The sequence below is a fragment of the Desulfovibrio sp. genome, from assembly GCF_034006445.1.
GTDB lineage: Bacteria > Desulfobacterota > Desulfovibrionia > Desulfovibrionales > Desulfovibrionaceae > Desulfovibrio.
The window spans coordinates 598,432-617,080 of record NZ_JAVESS010000001.1 but is presented as its reverse complement, the minus strand read 5'-3'; the positions used below and the strand labels follow the sequence as shown (position 1 = coordinate 617,080).

At 58.3% G+C, this 18,649-nt stretch carries 18 protein-coding genes and 2 tRNA genes; 3 read left to right on the top strand and 17 right to left on the bottom strand.

Translation table 11 applies throughout. From position 1 onward, the window contains the following. Window positions 1-20: 20 nt before the first annotated feature. Together RBR41_RS02595 and RBR41_RS02590 are read left to right on the top strand one after the other, a co-directional pair. A tRNA-Pro gene (locus RBR41_RS02595) sits at window positions 21-98 on the top strand. 106 nt (window positions 99-204) lie between these two features. Next, the gene (locus tag RBR41_RS02590; RefSeq protein ID WP_320350772.1) at window positions 205-513 is read left to right on the top strand and encodes a hypothetical protein; all 309 of its coding nucleotides are present in this window, start codon (window positions 205-207) and stop codon (window positions 511-513) included. On the opposite strand, the gene RBR41_RS02585 is transcribed toward RBR41_RS02590, so the two are convergent. After that, a complete protein-coding gene (locus RBR41_RS02585) occupies window positions 514-1,347 on the bottom strand; it encodes a hypothetical protein (protein ID WP_320350771.1) in 834 nt (277 codons plus the stop codon). A gap of 626 nt (window positions 1,348-1,973) precedes the next feature. On the opposite strand from RBR41_RS02585, the gene RBR41_RS02580 reads away from it, so the two are divergent. Next, window positions 1,974-3,272: an SLC13 family permease gene (locus RBR41_RS02580; RefSeq protein WP_320350769.1), complete on the top strand. Its 1,299-nt coding sequence runs from the start codon at window positions 1,974-1,976 to the stop codon at window positions 3,270-3,272. A 93-nt stretch (window positions 3,273-3,365) separates the two neighbouring features. Here RBR41_RS02580 and ureG read toward each other — a convergent pair whose 3' ends face one another. The 16 genes from ureG to RBR41_RS02500 all read right to left on the bottom strand — a co-directional run bounded on the left by ureG (window position 3,366) and on the right by RBR41_RS02500 (window position 18,571). Continuing rightward, window positions 3,366-3,980 (bottom strand): urease accessory protein UreG, encoded by a 615-nt coding sequence (ureG, locus tag RBR41_RS02575; RefSeq protein ID WP_320350768.1) that lies wholly within the window; start codon window positions 3,978-3,980, stop codon window positions 3,366-3,368. A gap of 5 nt (window positions 3,981-3,985) precedes the next feature. Continuing rightward, window positions 3,986-4,879: an urease accessory protein UreF gene (locus tag RBR41_RS02570; protein ID WP_320350767.1), complete on the bottom strand. Its 894-nt coding sequence runs from the start codon at window positions 4,877-4,879 to the stop codon at window positions 3,986-3,988. Next, on the bottom strand, window positions 4,872-5,315 hold the full coding sequence (gene ureE / locus RBR41_RS02565) for an urease accessory protein UreE (protein WP_320350766.1): 444 nt from the start codon (window positions 5,313-5,315) through the stop codon (window positions 4,872-4,874). Before ureE ends, RBR41_RS02570 begins: the two co-directional genes overlap by 8 nt. Before the next feature lie 160 nt (window positions 5,316-5,475). Then, window positions 5,476-7,197, bottom strand: a complete 1,722-nt coding sequence (ureC, locus tag RBR41_RS02560) for an urease subunit alpha (RefSeq protein WP_320350764.1) — start codon at window positions 7,195-7,197, stop codon at window positions 5,476-5,478. Beyond that, on the bottom strand, window positions 7,194-7,535 hold the full coding sequence (locus RBR41_RS02555) for an urease subunit beta (RefSeq protein ID WP_320350763.1): 342 nt from the start codon (window positions 7,533-7,535) through the stop codon (window positions 7,194-7,196). Before RBR41_RS02555 ends, ureC begins: the two co-directional genes overlap by 4 nt. A gap of 59 nt (window positions 7,536-7,594) precedes the next feature. Next, the gene (locus RBR41_RS02550) at window positions 7,595-7,897 is read right to left on the bottom strand and encodes an urease subunit gamma (RefSeq protein WP_320350762.1); all 303 of its coding nucleotides are present in this window, start codon (window positions 7,895-7,897) and stop codon (window positions 7,595-7,597) included. A gap of 231 nt (window positions 7,898-8,128) precedes the next feature. Continuing rightward, on the bottom strand, window positions 8,129-9,256 hold the full coding sequence (locus RBR41_RS02545) for an urease accessory protein UreD (protein ID WP_320350761.1): 1,128 nt from the start codon (window positions 9,254-9,256) through the stop codon (window positions 8,129-8,131). Between the two features lie 29 nt (window positions 9,257-9,285). After that, window positions 9,286-9,981 carry an urea ABC transporter ATP-binding subunit UrtE gene (urtE, locus tag RBR41_RS02540; RefSeq protein WP_320350760.1) on the bottom strand — a complete coding sequence of 232 codons (696 nt, stop codon included), beginning with the start codon at window positions 9,979-9,981 and terminating at the stop codon, window positions 9,286-9,288. A gap of 150 nt (window positions 9,982-10,131) precedes the next feature. Then, entirely contained in the window at window positions 10,132-11,028 is an 897-nt protein-coding gene (urtD, locus tag RBR41_RS02535; RefSeq protein WP_320350759.1) for an urea ABC transporter ATP-binding protein UrtD, read from the bottom strand. Continuing rightward, window positions 11,025-12,164, bottom strand: a complete 1,140-nt coding sequence (gene urtC, locus RBR41_RS02530) for an urea ABC transporter permease subunit UrtC (RefSeq protein WP_320350758.1) — start codon at window positions 12,162-12,164, stop codon at window positions 11,025-11,027. Before urtC ends, urtD begins: the two co-directional genes overlap by 4 nt. Next, complete coding sequence (gene urtB, locus RBR41_RS02525) at window positions 12,165-13,847, bottom strand: urea ABC transporter permease subunit UrtB (RefSeq protein WP_320350756.1); 1,683 nt, start codon at window positions 13,845-13,847, stop codon at window positions 12,165-12,167. Between the two features lie 121 nt (window positions 13,848-13,968). Next, window positions 13,969-15,222 carry an urea ABC transporter substrate-binding protein gene (gene urtA / locus RBR41_RS02520; RefSeq protein WP_413785125.1) on the bottom strand — a complete coding sequence of 418 codons (1,254 nt, stop codon included), beginning with the start codon at window positions 15,220-15,222 and terminating at the stop codon, window positions 13,969-13,971. Window positions 15,223-15,673: 451 nt separating this feature from the next. Then, window positions 15,674-15,760 (bottom strand) — tRNA-Leu (locus tag RBR41_RS02515). Between the two features lie 187 nt (window positions 15,761-15,947). Next, complete coding sequence (gene glpK / locus RBR41_RS02510) at window positions 15,948-17,465, bottom strand: glycerol kinase GlpK (RefSeq protein ID WP_320350751.1); 1,518 nt, start codon at window positions 17,463-17,465, stop codon at window positions 15,948-15,950. A gap of 440 nt (window positions 17,466-17,905) precedes the next feature. Further along, window positions 17,906-18,334, bottom strand: a complete 429-nt coding sequence (locus tag RBR41_RS02505) for an ACT domain-containing protein (protein ID WP_320350749.1) — start codon at window positions 18,332-18,334, stop codon at window positions 17,906-17,908. Window positions 18,335-18,361: 27 nt separating this feature from the next. Further along, entirely contained in the window at window positions 18,362-18,571 is a 210-nt protein-coding gene (locus tag RBR41_RS02500; protein WP_320350747.1) for a twin-arginine translocase TatA/TatE family subunit, read from the bottom strand. Between the last annotated feature and the right edge of the window lie 78 nt (window positions 18,572-18,649).

Sequence of the window (18,649 nt, the reverse complement as noted above, 5' to 3'; positions counted from 1 at the left end):
GCATATGTTCCCTTTCTCAACGGGATGTGGCTCAGCTTGGCTAGAGCGCAGCGTTCGGGACGCTGAGGCCGCGCGTTCAAATCGCGCCATCCCGACCAGAAAAATCAAGGGGTTACAGATAACATCTGTGACCCCTTTTTTTATCGGGGCACAGGGCGGATCTTTGCGCACACACGCAGGACCAACATTTATAATTGTTGCCGCTTGAAACTGGTGTACTATGTTGACATTGATGCCGTCATCCTGCATAGTGCCTCAACAACTGCTTCTACATTCCCTGATTGCCCCGGCATCCCCGGGGCTTTCCATTTTAGGGCTACTGGTAACGCGCTGCTTTATTGCGCAAAATTTAAAAATGGACTTCTTGGTGCCGCAGAAAAACTCACCTGCGGCCTCTGCGGTTCATTTTATTATTTTGTAAAAGCAGAACTAATTGTTTTGTTACGCGCGGCGTGTGAACAAGGCGTAGCGGCCAGGCACTGTTTATGGCTGAAAAGGCGCTTCGGCGGCTGACTAGAGCAGTTTGCCCTTGATTTCGTCAAAGCTGTCGAACAATTTCATTGCCTGAGGATTTTGCTGGGTTTGCGCGCCGTAACGCGCCACAAAGCAGAGGAACAACAAGGCTTCTTCCGGATCTGACATGCTGTTGCAAACGATATCGTAATATTCGCCCCTGTTTGCGGAGTCGAATTTTTTTACGCTTTCCGCAGCCTGGTGAAAAGTTTTAAGGAACACTTCACACATTTCGTGCCGAAACACGCGACGGGACAGGGTTTGCAGCAAGGGCGTTTCGGATCGGGTGCCCACAAGTACACCTTCCACCTCATCAATAAGCGCTGGCACTGGTGAATCTTGATCCGGACTGCCCACATCGTAACCAAGACAGTCATAGATAATGCGGCGTACGTCGGCAACAGTGTAGCGATGTTCCCTTGACTTTTTGAACTCATCCATCAGCAAAAGAAACATTCTTTCCCTGTGGTATAACAAAGCATTTTTCTTCTGCTTTTGTAGTTCCTTACGCTGTTCGCGCATTTCATCATTCTGCATTTTTATTGAAACGATGATTCCAGCAAATGCAAGACCGGAAAACAGCGTGTTCAGCACGCCGAAAGAGTCACCGAACGTGCCGGATTTGCTGAAATCTGACGTGAACAAATATAAACCCAGGGCAGAAGCAGACCAGATACCTACTACAAGCAGGGCCGCTTTCATAAAGAGTGACCATGTCACCCGATCCTGAGTCGTTTCTATATCGTGCGAGCGTAAATGGTGCGCGGCGGTGTGTTCCGGGGCCCGCCGGTCTTCAGCGCCGGAAGCGGCTTTGTCTTGTGTGCGTGTTCTCATGATTCCGTATTGTGTCTCCCGTTTCAGGTGGCATTAATATTGGGAACATAGCCTTTCGCCATCTGGTCTGCAATCCTGAATGGGCAGGAGGCGTTGTTCCTTCTGTTTTTTTGCCAGTACCCAGGTGGTTTGTCACTCTGGGGGAAGCGCATTTGCCTTGTGTGCACCCACCATGCCACTAATCCCCATATTTCCCCGGAGTACACTCCAGAATCTGACCAAAATATGGACAGGTGATCTGTATTTCACTCAAACAAAAGTATCTTGTGCGGTATGATGGACTGAATATGCTGGCATCAGTTGTCTGGGCGGAGTAGTGGTGCAAGAAAAATATGGACATTGATCCGTTCTTTGTCTGCTGTATCTATTCCCACCGTATGCCTTTGCTGATATGCTTTTCCGTGCCCCAAGCAACAGCCGTTCAAAGCACACTTGCTCCGCATGACGACGCAGGCAACCGCGCGTATGGTGCGGTTCCGCATTCGCACGGCGGGCATTGGAGCAACCATCAGTATGCCGTGTGAGGCTGTGCATGGCCAGCGGATTGCGGGCGTGGACGGACAAAGGAGCCATCAGAATAAATTCGTCAGTTATCCTACGTAAACATATAATAAACAGGAGACGCAATGGCGGCAGAAGCATGGATAGGCGCGGGCATCGTCACCGCCACGATCGGGCTTTGGGCCACGGCGAGGTTGCCGGAATACCTCGTCGCTTTACTGTTTTTTGCAACAGCCGCCATCTTGCATCTGGCTCCGCCCGACGTGTTGTTCTCGGGTTTTTCTTCGGGCGCGTTCTGGCTGGTGCTCAGTGGCTTTGTTCTTGGCGTTACTATCCGCAAGGTCGGTTTGGCAGACCGCATCGCCCGCAGTCTGGCGAGCCGGTTGACTGGATCATGGCTCCATATGGTCGGGGGCGTGGTGTTGCTCACCTATGCCCTGGCCTTCATCATGCCTTCCAACATGGGGCGCATCGCCTTGCTGATGCCCATCGTCCTGGCTCTGGCCGACCGCGCTGGACTGGTAGAGGGCAGTCGCGGGCGCACGGCACTGGCATTGGCGGTCGGCTTTGGCACCTTCCAACTGTCAGCCAGCATCCTGCCCGCCAATGTGCCCAACCTCATCATGGCTGGCGCAGCCGAAAGCGCGTATGGCATCCACCTTTCCTATCTTCCCTATCTGATGCTGCATGCGCCCGTACTCGGGCTGCTCAAAGGACTCGCGCTTGTGGGCTGGCTGTGTCTGCTGTTCCCCGCAAAACCGCAAAAAATTGCGGCATCCGGGCCCTCCCAACCGCTGAGTCCAGCCGAAAAACGCCTGAGTGTCTTGCTGCTTGCGACGCTGGCGCTGTGGATAACCGATGCCGTGCATGGTATATCGCCAGCCTGGATAGGTTTGGCGGCTGCCTGCGTTTGCGTGTTGCCCCGCATTGGCTTTCTGACTGGCGACGAATTTGCCGCTGGCGTCAACATCCGCACCTGTCTCTATATTGCCGGCATCCTGGGGCTGGCGGCGTTCGTGAACTATTCCGGGCTGGGAGCCATCATGGGCTCGTGGTTGCTGCACAGGCTCCCGCTCGATCCGTCCAGCCCGGCCAGCAACTTTGGAGCCTTGATCGCGCTGACCAGTGCGTTAAACTTCACCGTTACTGCCAATGGCGTACCAGCCTTGTTCACGCCCCTCGCGCAGCCCCTGGCAGAAGCTTCCGGTCTGCCTTTGCTGACCGTGCTTATGGTGCAGGTCATCGGCTATGCCACGCCGTTGCTTCCCTACCAGGCATCTCCCGTCGTCGTTGCAATGGGTATGGGTCAGGTGCCCGCCAGGGATGGCATTCGACTTTGCCTGGCGCTTGCAGCGACCACCTTCTTGATGCTGGTGCCGCTCGACTATGCCTGGTTCAAACTGCTGGGCCAGATTCCGCACTGAACCACTTCCCGCAAAAGCCTCAAGCGTGATATCAGCGATCGGCTCTTATCGTGGGCAGAGAGGGGGAACATTACAATAAGGCATATCCAACCGCTAAAACTGCAGCATGCCCTCGCGGATGATGAAAGTGATCACAGCCTCAATACCGGCCCCGGAAAGCATTTCGGTCAGCACATAGGGGCGTTCGCCGCGCATGCGGCGGGTGTCACGCTCCATCACGTCCAGCGAGGCATGCACCATGGGCGCGAGGTCAACCTTGTTGATAACGAGCAGGTCGGACTTGGTGATGCCGGGGCCGCCCTTGCGCGGGATTTTATCGCCGCCGCTTACGTCAATGACATAGATGGTGAGGTCGGCCAGTTCCGGGCTGAACGTAGCGGACAGGTTGTCCCCGCCGCTTTCCACCAACACCAGTTCCAGGCCGGGATGACGCGCCTGAAGCTCCTCAATGGCCTGAATGTTCATTGAGGCGTCTTCGCGGATGGCAGTGTGCGGGCAGCCGCCCGTTTCAACGCCGATGATGCGGTCGGCTTCAAGGGCGTTGTGCCGCAGCAGAAATTCCGCATCTTCGCGGGTGTAAATGTCGTTGGTGACGACGGCCATATTGTAGTGCTTGCGCAGCCGCAGGCACAGGTGGCGCAAGAGTGCCGTTTTGCCGGAACCCACAGGGCCGCCAACGCCCACTCGCAGGCAGGGTCTATTGGTCATGACGTTCAACTCCTGAAAAGTCGGGTATATTGTCGTTCGTGTCCGGCGCTGCACAGGGCAAGGCCGGGGAGACTGGAGCCGATGCCCTCATCGGGCAGGGCCGCTGCCTGAGCCGCCAGTTGCGGCACGGCAGGCATGAACTCCAGCAACAGTTTTTGCGCGGCGGTCTGGCCCAGAGGCACGGTTTTGCAGGCCACGGCCACCTGGTTTTGCAGCCAGCTCCACACATAGGCGCAGGCCGCGTCCAGCCCGGCGCGCTGCTGCGCGGCAGCATCGCAATACGGCTCCATGCTGCGTGCGTGCTGGTCGAGCATGACGGCGGCAACGGCAAAACAGGCCGTGTACCCCGCAGCGTCAGGCAGCGGCCAGGGCGGCAGCATGTTCTGATCATGCAACATACGGCGCAGGGCGCGCCCCATCTGAATTTCTTCCTGCCACAGTTCGCGGCTCTCACGCCCGGCAAGCATAAGAGCGTTCCAGCGGGCCAGCGCATCGGCATCGGCGCTGCATACTGCCGCATGCATACGCAGCAGAAGGGGCAGATCGTTGCGCGCAAAGCCCAGCCGCAGCACGCCCCAAAGCCAGCGGCGCACGCCTTCCGCAGTGCCTGCATGTCCCCGCTCCACGGCGGCAGCAAGGCCTTGCGACCAAGCAAAACCACCAACAGGCAGGGATTGCCCCGACAGATAGAGCAGGGCTGTCAGACCAAGGTGCGGCCCTTGCCATGCCGAGTAGCCACCGGTCCGGCCATCATGCGGACCGGCCTGGCCTGACAGATCTTCCGCTTGTCCCTGCATCGCGCACTGTTGAACTCGGCAGGTTCCGTCTGCCAGCGTTTTTACAGTAAGCGGCGGCTCGGAGGCCAGATCCGTCGCAAGTCCAACCGCCAGTTCAGCCATGACTGTGCCCGTGCCCGCCGTAAGCGCCGCCTTCGGGCTCAAAGGGCAGATTTTCGCGGCGCAGACGCAGACCCAGATTTTCCGCCAGTTCTTCAAGCACGTGGTCGGGCATAAAGCGCAGCCACTTGTGGCCAAGCTGCATGGCGGTGTGGCGGTTGCCAAGGTGATAGCAGGCGCGGGCCAGAGTTTCCCAGTTGGGGGCAATGCCGGTCACCACAGGTTCCGCGCGGTTGCGCACAATTGCCAGCACATCCCCGGCGCGCAGAATATCGCCCTCGCGCAGAACCTGCCCGCGCGTGAGAAACAGGCCTGCGTCTTCGCCGCTGTCCAGCCGCAGCCGCTGGCGGCATTTGCCGCGCTGCTCCCAGGTCAGGGTGAGGGTGACCGTAGGCTCCAGATTGGTTCGCTGACCCATGTTTTCGGTAAATTCCAGCATGGCCGCTCCTTCAATTTGTGTATATGCACAAGATTTGAACCAGCCTTGGGCATGGTTTGAACAGTATGGCTAGATAGTGTTGTCATGATCGTCTTTCCGCTTATTTATGCGTAAAATTTCGCCTTTTATTCCGGTTGAATAGCATTTGTGACGACACTTTCTAGAACAAAAAATACCGTTGCGCCAACGGGAGCACCTCCGCCGGAGCGCAGGTGAGTATTTCACCGTCAGCGCGGACTTCATATGTTTGCGGATTCACAAAAATGGCCGGAGTGGCGCAGTTGAGCAAAAGGTCGCTCTTGCACAGGGCGCGCGTACCCCGGCATGGGGAAAGCCCGCGCAGCAGCCCCATCTCGCGCAGCCGCTCTTTGCCGCCGTTTTCCATAAAGGCGCGCGAAACGAAGCTCAGGCTGGCGGCAGCCGCAGCCTGGCCCAATGCGCCGAACATGGGCCGGTAGTGCATGGGCTGCGGCGTGGGGATGGAGGCGTTGGCATCGCCCATGGGCGCGGCGGCAATCTGCCCGCCCTTGATGACCAGCGAGGGTTTGACCCCAAAGAAGGCGGGCTTCCACAACACGAGGTCGGCCAGAAGGCCGGGGGCCACGGCGCCGATGGCGTGGGAAAGGCCGTGGGTTACCGCAGGGTTGCATGTGTATTTTGCCAGATACCGGCGTACGCGGAAATTGTCGTTGCCGTGCCCGTGGTCTTCGGGCAGGGGGCCGCGCTGCACCTTCATCTTGTGGGCGGTCTGCCATGCGCGGGTGATGACCTCGCCCACGCGGCCCATGGCCTGCGAGTCGGACGAAATCATGGAAATCACGCCCATATCCTGCAGGATATCCTCTGCGGCAATGGTCTCGCGCCGGATGCGCGAATCGGCAAAGGCCGCGTCTTCCGGCAGGGAGGGGTTGAGATGGTGGCAAACCATGAGCATGTCCAGGTGCTCGTCTACGGTATTCACCGTATAGGGCCGGGTGGGATTGGTGGACGAAGGCAGCACGTTGGGCAGGGAGCAGGCGCGCAGGATGTCGGGCGCGTGACCGCCACCTGCGCCTTCCGTGTGGTAGGTGTGGATGGTGCGGCCACAGAACGCGGCCAGCGTGTCCTCCACAAAGCCCGCCTCATTGAGCGTATCGGTATGGATGGCGACCTGCACATCGTATTCGTCAGCCACAGTAAGGCAGGTGTCAATGGCGGCCGGGGTGGTGCCCCAGTCTTCGTGCAGTTTCAGGCCGCAAGCGCCTGCCTCAAGCTGTTCGCGCAGGGCCTCGGGCATGGCGGCATTGCCCTTGCCCAGAAAACCAAAGTTCATGGGCAGCGCGTCTGTGGCGGCCAACATGCGCTCCAGATGCCAGGGGCCGGGAGTGCAGGTGGTGGCGTTGGTGCCCGTGGCAGGGCCGGTGCCTCCTCCAAGCATGGTGGTGATGCCGCTGGCAAGGGCTTCTTCCACCTGCTGCGGGCAGATAAAATGGATGTGCGAATCCATGCCGCCAGCGGTGAGCAGGCAGCCTTCACCAGCGATAATCTCCGTGCCGGGGCCGATGATCACGTCCACATGGGGTTGCACATCGGGGTTGCCCGCCTTGCCGATGGCGGCGATGCGGCCATGGCGTATGCCAAGATCAGCCTTGATGATGCCAAGGGCCGCATCCATGATGACGGCATTGGTGATGACGGTGTCCATAGCGCCGTCAGCATTGCTGATCTGGCTCTGGCCCATGCCGTCGCGAATGACCTTGCCGCCGCCAAAGCAGACTTCATCGCCATAAACGGTGTGGTCGCGCTCAATTTCAATCCACAGTTCCGTGTCCGCAAGGCGGATTCGGTCGCCCGTGGTGGGGCCGTACAGTTCGGCATACTGGCTTCTGGGGATGCGGATCATGCTTTTTCCTCCCTGCGGATTTCGGCATCAAGCGCCCCCATGATCTGGGCGCGAAAGCCGAACACACGGCGGGCTCCGGCGTAAGGCACGAGGCGGACCTCGCGTTTCTGCCCCGGCTCAAAGCGCACGGCTGTTCCGGCGGGTATGTCCAGCCGCATGCCGCGCGCTGATTCGCGGGCAAAGGTCAGAGCCGGGTTTACTTCAAAAAAATGATAGTGCGAACCCACCTGAATGGGTCTGTCGCCGGTATTGGAAACTTCCAGCACCACCTCGTGTCCTTCCGAAAGTGCGTTGAGGGTTATGTCGCCCTCTGCCATATGGATTTCACCGGGAATCATGTGCCCCCCTTGTGTGTTCGTGCGGGTTGCCATTGCGGGTTGTTAGTGCCCGGCCCTGACTACAGAATGGGGTCGTGTACGGTCACAAGCTTGGTGCCGTCAGGAAAGGTGGCCTCCACCTGCACTTCGTGGATCATCTCGGGCACGCCGTCCATGACGTCCTCACGCGTGAGCAGGTTGCGGCACGAACCCATGAGTTCGGCCACGCTTTGCCCGTCGCGCGCGCCTTCAAGCACCGCCAGGCTGATGTAGGCCACAGACTCGGGATAATTGAGCCTGAGTCCGCGAGCCCTGCGCCTTTCCGCCAGCAATCCGGCGGTGAAAAGCAGCAGCTTGTCTTTTTCTCTGGGCAGAAGTTCCATGATGCCTCCAGTGTACGCGGCACGCCGCACTAATTTCGTCAAACAGTAAAACAGTGTGGTCACAACTTGGCTGCAAATTTTTTCAGACCAGATAACCTTTGAAATGCTACACATTTCAATTTGTCTTTTTGCCGAAAAATGCGATTTTTCGGCAAAATCCACGCCACGATGTGGCGCGCTGCACGTGGTGCAGCGTTAGGGCATTTAACACAGTTTCAAAGTGAAAATGCCCTAAAAAGCTCCGTACCAGATGCGCGGCATGTGCGGCGGGCAGCCGGTCAGCGCTGGCCGCAGCATATTCCAGGCCGTCAGCAGCAGGTTGCGCGCTTCTTCCATGTCCGGACCCAGATAACGCACCACAAGCACCTCGCCACGCACAGTGGCTCCGGCCCTCTCCCCCATGTGGGCAGGCAGGGGAACAGGCCTTGCCTGAACGGAACTGCCGCCAGCAGCAGGGCTTTGGCCGCAAGGCACAGCATCATGAGCGCCACCTGGAGTGCCACCTGGAGTGTCGCCATGAGTATTGCCAAGCGCATCGTCTGGCGCAGCATCAAAGTCGCGGCTGGGCGAGAGCAGGTCCTGCAGGGCGGCGCAGCAGGCTTCCAGCGCGGCGAGGTCATGTCCGGCGGCATCTGTAGTGTCGCCCGTACCCGCTCCGCGCCCCACGGCAAAGAGGGTGGCGGAAACCGCCTGACCGCCAAGGCCACAGGCGCATTCTTGCAGGGCATCGCCGCCTACAAAGCGCAGCACCTCATGCAGCAGGGGCAGACCTCCGCGGGTGAGGATGAGGCTCTGGCGCACGCTGCCGTGGGTAAAACGTTCATTGGCGGCAGGGCGGCCAAGGCAGATCATTTCCCAGCCAATGCAGGCGCTGGCATTGTCCAGCTCCACCGATGTACGCATTTCGGCCCGCGCCCCGTCATAGATGATGGTTTCACGCGGCAGCCATTCCAGCATACCGCCTGTAACTGTAAGATCTGTGGTCTGGCGTTGGGCCACGTTGTGCGCATCCGCAGCGTAGAACTTGGAGGCCGAGGGGGCGGTGAGCAATACGTGTGCGCCTTGCTCCAGCCGCACGGCAAGGTTCAGGTCGTCGCCGCTCACAAGGCCGCCAGGCGGATGCAGCAGGCAGCAGTGGCAGGGTTGGGATGCCTGCGCCCGACCCGGCGCATTCGTGGGCGCTGCTTCGGGATAGAATGGCCGCTGTACACGCAAGGGCCCGCTGAACTGCATTTTTGCCAGCGCGGTACGCCCTTGCCGCACCGCAAAATCCAGATCCATGCGCGCGCTCCAGCGCCGGTCAGGCGTAAAGCAGTGGCCGTGGAGATTGTTGGCAGGGTTTACGGTGGCGGCAGACATGTAGTTGCTCCTGGATTCCGCAGTGAAAATCAAACGCTCAGAAAGGCTTTGACCGTGGCGTCGTCAAGGCCGCGCATGTCGCCCTGCGAAACGATGTGGCCGCGATCCATAATCATATAGGTATCTGCCATGCGGCGGGCAAAAGGCACTTTTTGTTCCACCAGCAGCACGGTGAGGCCCATTTCTTCGTTGAGCCTGCGGATGGTTGTGGCGATGTCGCGCACAATATTGGGCTGAATGCCCTCGGTTGGTTCATCCAGAATGAGCAGGCGCGGCTCCAGCGTGAGCGCCCTTGCAATGGCAAGCTGTTGCTGCTGGCCGCCGGAAAGATCGCCGCCTCTCCGGTGCATCATTTCGCCCAGCACGGGGAAAAAATCAAAGATGAACGGAGGAATGTCCCTGGCCTTATCCTTGCGCATGGGCAGCGAGAGTTCCATATTTTCGCGAACGGTCAGCAAGGGGAAAATTTGGCGGCCCTGCGGCACATAACCGATGCCCAGGGCTGCCCGGCGCTCCACAGGCAGAGGAAGCAAGTCCGTTTTTTCAAGAAAAATATGGCCGGAACGTGCGGGCAGCACGCCCATGATGCACTGGAGCAGCGTGGTTTTGCCCACGCCGTTGCGCCCCATGAGGCAGGCGCACGAACCGGCTGTCAACGCGAGGTTGACGTCGCGCAGGATGTGGCTTTCGCCATAAAACTGGTTAAGACCTGTGATATGCAACATTACGCTCCTCCTGGAGCATGGGGCTCGAAAATTGGCTGTTTGCAGCGGTGGTTTGCCCAAGACTGCCAGCGACTGTCCACCCAGGATTGGCCAGCGGTTGACCAGGGGCCGTTTAGGGGCCATGCAGAACAACCTGTTGGAAAACTACATCTAGGCAGCGCCCAGCGGTTCACCCAGATAGGCTTCCACCACGGCTGGGTGGTTCTGCATCTCGTCCATGGTGCCCTCGGCCAGCACGCTGCCCTGATGCAACACCGTGACCCTGTGGGCAATGGCCCGCACAAATTCCATGTCGTGCTCCACCACCATGATGCTCTGTTCGCCTTCAAGGTCGTGCAGCAGATCGATGGTGCGGTCCATTTCTTCAGGCGTCATGCCCGCAACGGGTTCGTCCAGCAGCAGAAGCTGCGGTTTCTGCATGAGCAGCATGCCGATTTCAAGCCACTGTTTCTGCCCGTGCGAGAGCTTGCCTGCCTGCAAACGGGCCAGTTCCGTCAGACGGATGCGGTGCAGCACTTCTTCAATAAAGACTTTATCGTCGGCAGAGAGCCGCGCGTGGAACGTGGGCCATACCCTTTTGTCGCCAGCCAGGGCCAGTTCCAGATTTTGCAGCACGCTCAGGGCCTCGAACACTGAGGGCTTCTGGAACTTGCGGCCAATGCCGGCCTGGGCGATGGCGACCTCATCCATCTGCAGCAGGTTGCAGGTGCGGCCAAACCATGCGGAACCGGCATCAGGCCGGGTTTTTCCGGTGATCACGTCCATCATGGTGGTCTTGCCCGCGCCGTTGGGGCCGATAACGCAGCGCAGCTCGCCCTTGTCCACATAGAAAGTCAGGTCATTGAGCGCCTTGAAACCGTCAAAGCTCACGCTGATTTTTTCCATGTACAGCGCGATGTCCGGCTTGGACATCATGTGGCGCGGGGGCCGGGCACGCAACTTCAAGGGGCGCTTGTCAAAGGGGGGGTGCGTTTCTTCGTAGACGCGGGCAGCTTCGGCCACGTCGTCAAGGCTGCGCCCGTGCAAAATATCCTGCTGGGTCTTCATGCTGCGGCTCCTTCTTTGGCGGAATCGGCAGGGGAATCTGGCGTTGCGCGGTTGCGCCACTGATCAGGCAAACCAGCCAGACCCTGGGGCAGGAAGACGGTCACCAGCACAAACATGCCACCAAGGGCAAACAGCCATGCTTCGGGCATGACAGCCGTAAACCACGTTTTAAAGGCATTGACGGCAAATGCGCCAAGCACCGCGCCATAAAGCCGCCCACGGCCCCCAAGCGCCACCCAGACCACAATTTCAATGGAATTGAGGGGAGAAAATTCACCGGGGTTGATGATGCCCACCTGCGGCACATACAGAGCGCCGCCAATACCAGCCAGAACGGCGGAAAGCGTGAACACCGCCACCTGATACCGCTCCACCCTGTAGCCGATAAAACGCACGCGACTTTCCGCATCACGCACGGCCACGCACACGCGTCCAAGGCGCGATGCCGTGACAGCCCTGCACAGGATGTAGCCAGCCATGAGAGCCACGGCGGAGCAGGCGAACAGGGCTGTGCGCATGCCGTCTGTCTGCAGTCCAAAGCCCAGCAAGGTCTTGAAGTCTGTAAGGCCGTTGTTGCCGCCAAAGCCCATTTCATTACGAAAAAAAGCCAGCAGAAGGGCATAGGTCATGGCCTGACTCATGATGGAAAAATAGACGCCCGAAACCCGCGATCCAAAGGCCAGCCTGCCAAACACATAGGCCAGCAGGCCTGGCAGCAGCACCACAAGCAGCAAGGCCACCACAAAGTATTCGCTGCCCTGCCAGAACCAGGGCAGTTCCTTCCAGTTCAGAAAAACCATGAAGTCCGGAAGATTGGCATTGCCGTACACGCCGCGCGCGCCTATCTGCCGCATGAGGTACATGCCGAAGCCGTAGCCCCCAAGAGCGAAAAACGCCCCGTGCCCAAGGCTGAGCACCCCCATGAATCCCCAGACCAGATCGACGGAAAGCGCCAGCAGGGAGTAGGTCAGATATTTGCCCAGCAGGGTGACCATGTAGCCCGGCACGTGCAAGGCGCTGCCTGCGGGCAGCAGGCTGCCTGCAATCACGGCCAGCGACAGCACTGCGGTGACAGCCAGAAAATTGCGGGTAGGCGTGTTGAGCAGCCTTTCGCGTTCAAAGATGTCGGTCGCCATTTACGCCTCCACCGCACGGCCTTTTTGCGGAAACAATCCGCGCGGGCGCTTTTGGATAAACAGGATAAGGCAGACCAGGATGATGATCTTGGAGAGCATGGCCCCGCTGGCAGGCTCCAGAAACTTGTTGGCAATGCCCAGAGCCAGCCCGCCTGTCAGCGTGCCCCAGAGGTTGCCTACGCCGCCGAACACCACCACCATGAAGGAATCCACAATGTAGGTCTGGCCCAGGTTGGGCCCAACGTTGGAAACCTGACTCAAGGCCACGCCAGCCATACCAGCCACGCCGGAGCCAAGGCCAAAGGTCAGCGCGTCCACGCGCGAGGCCCGCACGCCCATGCAGCGGGCAATGGCCCTGTTTTGTGATACTGCGCGCACCTCAAGCCCCAGCCGGGTGCGGTGCATGGCCACATGGATGAGCGCAAACACGCCAAGGCAGAAAATGATGATGTACACACGGTTACAGGTCAGGCTGAAATGCTGGGTGATCTGCCACACGCCGCTCATGAAATCCGGATTTTGCACGGCCCGGTTCAGGGGCGAAAAAACCGTGCGCACGGCCTGTTGCAGCACAAGGCTGATGCCGAATGTTGCCAGAAGTGTCTCCAGCGGGCGGCCATAAAGAAAGCGGATAACGGTTTTTTCAAGAAGCACGCCCATGCCGCCGCTGACCAGAAAGGCGGCGGGAACAGCCAGAATGAGGGCAAGCCCGGGCTGGCCCGGCAATATCTGCTGCATGCCCCAGGCTGTGTAAGCCCCGAGCATGATCAGTTCGCCGTGGGCCATGTTGATGACCCCCATGACGCCAAAGGTGATGGCAAGGCCAATGGCGGCCAGCACAAGAATGGAACCCAGGCTCGTGCCAAAAAAGAGCATCTCAAAAAATTGTGCCCACTGGGCGGAAATACGCTGGAAATACAGGGCGTCGCCCGCCGCTTTGGCCACAGCCGTGTCAGATGATGCGGCAAGGGTGCGCAGGGCGTCGAGGGCGGCGGGGCTGCCGCTGCTGTCCAGGGCCGTGACGGCGGCAAGCTGCTCGGAGCGCGCGGAGCCTGGGTCAGCCGCCACGTACAGGGCAAAGGCCGCGCTGAGGTTGCCGCGCACGGTTTCGTCCTTTTCTCCATCCAGCAGTTTGTGCAGGGCCTCCGCATCGAGGGGCGGGGTGGCGCTCTCCATAAGGGCTGCCGATGCCTGACGGCGTTTGGCCGTGTCTGTGGAGGTAAGGGCCTGCGCGTTGAGGATATCCGTAATGCGCTGGCGCTGACGGTTGCTTGTGCCCACCTTGCGCAGACTGTCGGCAGACTGGGGCACGCCAAGTTCGCCCCTGGCGTCAAGGGGCCGTGCCTGACCTGCATCGTCGCTCACAAAAAGCGCTCCGGCAGCGGCATCGGCCAGCAGGGTGTTGCGCAGCAGCGCTTCCAGCAGTTTTTCGCGCAGTGGCGCGGCAAGGTTGTTGTCATCCTTTTCCAGCGCGGCAATGGCCGCATCCCTGTCCGCAACTTTGGGGCTCACGAGAGTCTTGAGCAGATCGGCTGGAAGAATGGATGGCGAAGTTTGCACCGGGGACGCGGAAGGAGTAGAAACCGCACCCCCGGCATTGCCGTCCGGTTCCGGCCCGGACGCCAGCACTGCGGGAGGCAGACTGAAAATTACGAGGCAGCAGAGCAAGAGCGCCGTGCGCATGGGAATATCCTTTAGTCTGGTCAGCCGGGACAGCGCTGCGCTGGCCCCGACCAACGTGCCGTGGGGGAGGGTCGCGGGGGCCACTGAGGCCCCCGCAGCAGGTTTCAGACGGTTACGTTCTCTATTTTGAAGCGCCGCCGCACTTCTTGGTCTTGGTATTGTAGTTGCCGCAGTTGATGGGGTCGGTCCAGTCGCCGATCAGATCCTTGGATTCGGGCAGGTAGTGCGACCACGCTTCGCCGGGAACCACGGAAGGAGTTTCCCATACCACCTGGAATTGGCCGTCGGCCTGAATTTCGCCGATCAGCACGGGCTTGGTGATGTGGTGGTTGGGCAGGACCTTGGCCACGCCGCCGGTGAGGTTGGGGGTCTCAAGGCCCACAATGGCTTTCAGAACCTTGTCCACATCGGTGCTCTGAGCCTTTTCAACAGCCTTCACCCACAGGTTGAAGCCGATGTAATGGGCTTCCATGGGGTCGTTGGTCACGCGCTTGGGGTTCTTGGTGAAATCGTGCCACTTCTTGATGAAGGCCTTGTTGGCGGGATTATCCACGCTCATGAAGTAGTTCCAGGCGGCCAGGTGGCCCACCAGAGGCTTGGTGTCTATGCCGGAGAGTTCTTCTTCACCCACGGAGAAAGCCATGACAGGAATGTCGGCGGCAGTGATGCCCTGGTTGGCGAGTTCCTTGTAGAAAGGCACGTTGGCGTCGCCGTTGAGGGTGGAAACCACGGCGGCCTTTTTACCCGCGTTGCCGAACTTTTTGATTTCAGCAACGATGGACTGCCAGTCGGAATGGCCGAAGGGCGTGTAGTTGATGAGGATGTCTTCCTTTTTCACGCCCTTGGAGATCAGGTAAGCTTCAATGATCTTGTTGGCGGTGCGGGGGAACACGTAGTCCGTACCGGCCAGCACCCAGCGCTTAACGCCGAGGTCGTTCATCAGATAGTCCACAGCGGGGATGGCCTGCTGATTCGGGGCCGCGCCGGTGTAAATGACGTTGCGCGAGGATTCTTCACCTTCGTACTGCACGGGATAGAACAGGAGGCCGTTGAGTTCTTCAAACACGGGCAGCACGGACTTGCGAGAAACCGAGGTCCAACAGCCGAAAACAGCGGCGACCTTGTCCTTGCTCAGCAGTTCGCGAGCCTTTTCTGCAAACAGGGGCCAGTTGGAGGCTGGGTCGACAACCACGGCCTCCAGCTTTTTGCCCAGAAGGCCGCCTTTTTTGTTCTGCTCGTCAATAAGCATGAGCATGACGTCTTTCAGGGTTGTCTCGCTGATGGCCATGGTGCCGGAAAGCGAATGCAGAATGCCTACCTTGATGGTGTCGTCCGCGGCCTTCGCGTTCAGCGAGCCGCACAGGATGACGAGCATGAGAGCCAGCGTCGCCAACGTTTTTTTGAACATATGGAGCCTCCTTGGAACTGTCTGTATGGCTGTACATGACGCGACGCACCCCCATGGTCGCCGCGCTGCTTGCTACTGGACATACCTAAGCAAGAGGTGTTCCAAGGATGTTTTTTTTATAATAATCTGTAATTGCATGATAATATTTTGAAAAGGGTATGGATATTAAGACATTTTTGTAAAATCAGCGGGATGTTAAAACAATTTTGTATATGACTTAGGCGGTGCTGCATGCCGCTGCCCCTTGCGAAGAATGACCGTGCAAATTCGAGCGTTCAGACCGCGGCAAAACCCATGCCCACGTTACTCAGGGGGGAGTCCAGAGCAGCCGAATTGATGCCGCCTGTTGATTTGGTGCAAGATGGTGCAGAAAAAACAACGAAAAAGGGCCTGCATTTCTGCAAGCCCTTAATTTCTTTGGTACCGGGAGCGAGACTTGAACTCGCAAGAGGTTGCCCTCGGCGGATTTTGAGTCCGCTGCGTCTACCAATTCCACCATCCCGGCAAGACGTGGGGCTGGTTTTATCCCTGCCCGTACGTGCGAAAAGCATTACTAGCGCAATGGGCGGGGGTAAGTCAAGAACCAGAGTGAAGCTGATTGCCCCTGATGTCAGAAACCCTGCAATGCCGCAGAGGTGTGCGCACCAAAAATGCGAGGTGCTGGCGCTTGGGCAGGTACCTGCAATGCGTCGCTATGGCGCTTGGTCAGGCGTCTGTTCCTCTATCCAATGCGAGGCCCGTGCAACGGCGCGGTGCCACTGGTGCAGCATTTTTTCTTTTTTGTCTTGCGCCATTGTGGGCGTGAAGCGGCGATCGAGCTTCCATTTATGGGCAAGAGCTTCTTCACTTTCCCAAAATTCCACAGCAAGCCCCGCCAGGTATGCAGCGCCAAGAGCCGTTGTTTCTGTAATGGTGGGGCGTTCCACCACCACTCCCGTGAGGTCGGCCTGAAACTGCATAAGCATGTTGTTTCTGCTGGCGCCGCCGTCCACACGCAAGGTCGTAAGGCTGATGCCAGTGTCTTTTTTCATGGCATCAATAATATCGAGCGTCTGTAAAGCAATGGCCTCAATGGCGGCGCGGGCGATATGGCCTCTTGTGGTGCCTCTTGTCAGGCCGACAATCGTACCCCTGGCGTATTGATCCCAATAGGGTGCGCCCATGCCCACAAATGCCGGAACCATATATACGCCGCCATTATCAGGGACAGTGGTTGCCAACCCTTCCAGCTCGGACGAGTCTTTGATGAGTCCAAGCCCGTCCCGGAGCCATTGAACAGCCGCACCCGCCACAAAAACACTGCCTTCAAGAGCGTAAGAACAGCCCCGGTCTGTTTGCCACGCCACTGTGGCAAGCAGGTTGTTCTGGCTTGTGGGTGGCCTTTCGCCGGTATTCAGCAACAGAAAGCAGCCAGTTCCGTAAGTGTTTTTGGCCATGCCTTCTTTCATGCAGCCGTTGCCGTATGCCGCTGCCTGCTGGTCTCCTGCAATGCCGGCAATGGGGACGGCGTGCCCAAAAAATTCAGGATGCGTCCACGCTGTGATGCTGGAAGAGGGGACAATTTCGGGCAACATGGCACGCGGTACGCCCATGATTGCCAGCAGTTCATCATCCCATTGCCGCGTGTGAATGTTAAAAAGCAGAGTGCGGCTGGCATTGGAGGGATCCGTGACATGGGCCCCACGCTTGCTGAGATTCCAGACAAGCCATGTATCCACTGTGCCGAACAGAAGTTCGCCTGCTTCAGCCCGCGCGCGGGCGCCGGGAATGGTATCAAGAATCCAGCGTATCTTGCTGCCGGAGAAATACGCGTCAAGGACAAGACCGGTTTTATCCTGAATGACCCTGGCTTTTCCTTCGGCCCGCAGCTGGTCGCAAAAGGCTGCGGTGCGACGGTCTTGCCAGACTATGGCGTTATAGATGGGCGCTCCGGTAGATTTTTCCCAAACAATGGTGGTTTCGCGTTGGTTGGTGATCCCGATGGCTGCCAGGGCGTTGCCGCTTACCTGTGCATTGCGCAAGCATTCGCGAACAACGTAACTTTGTGAGTCGAAAATTTCATTGGGGCTGTGTTCCACCCAGCCCGCCTGAAGGTAGAGTTGTGTGAATTCTTTTTGCGCGATCTGAACGATGTTGGCGTTGTGGTCAAAGAGGATTGCCCGTGAACTGGTTGTGCCCTGATCAAGAGCCAATATATACTGTGCAGCCATATGTCCTCCACCTGATTCAAAAGCCAGCGGTCTTAGAGCATTTAACACTTGAAATGCTCGCGTGCGGCAGGCAAAAGCCCGCCTACTCGCATTTCGTGGCAAGGATTTTCAGAAAAATCCTTGCAGAGCATTTAACTCATTTCATTCGTAAACTGCTCTAGCAGGGTACACGCGCAGTACCTGGTTGAACAGGGGATGTCTTTGGCCTGTGCCCCGGCATTGTTTACGAAGAGTACATAATTGCAAAGAAAGTGCCCCATGCTGCCGCTGGCGGATATGCCGCATTGCTGACGTGACATGCAGGGCGTGGCGGGGCGTTTGCGCACGGATGCAGATGCGCTCTGTGAAACGCAAATACCCCTCGGCGCTGTGGCCAAGGGGTATTTGTATGACATTGTGGCAGGGCGTAGCGTCTGAGCGCTCGCCAAAAGCAGGATTTATTAGGCGCAGAGGCGTGCGGCGGGAATAATGGTGAAATTGTTTGCCTGAAGCACCTCAACCGCCTGATCCACTTTGTCGAAGCGAAAGATCATGACAGCGCTTTCGTTTTCGCGTTGGACAAAGGCATACATATATTCCACATTTATGCCGTTGCGCGAAACCAGTTGCAGCACGTCATCAAGGCCGCCGGGCCTGTCAGAGACTTCCACAGCCACAACGCTGGTGCGGCCGAGAGTAAAGCCTTTTTCTTTAAGAACGGCTTTGGCTTTTTCATGATCGCAAACGATCATGCGCAGGATGCCAAAGTCTGAAGTGTCCGCAAGCGACAAAGCACGAATATTAATGCCTGCTTCAGCCAGTGTGCGGGTCACTTCTGCCAGGCGTCCGGCCCTGTTTTCCAAAAATACGGATAATTGTTCTGCTTTCATGACAAAATCCTTTATGTCCGGCTGGACTCAGGCTTTATGGCTGGGGTCGTCATCAGTGGAGGAAGGTTTTTTGTTTTTTGGAGTGATGTCAATTTCATCAGGCTCAGAAGAGGCCCGCCGGAAGTTGCGAATAGCCCTGCCAAGGCCGCCGCCAATTTCGGGCAGTTTGTTCGCGCCAAAAAGCAGAAGAACAACTACCAGTATGAGCAACAACTCTTGCACGCCAATGCCAAACATGCGGCAAGCCTCCGGTACGGGTTGGGCTGAAAAAGCCGTATTTATTCACAGGATCATAAGCTGCACGGGTGGGAAGGT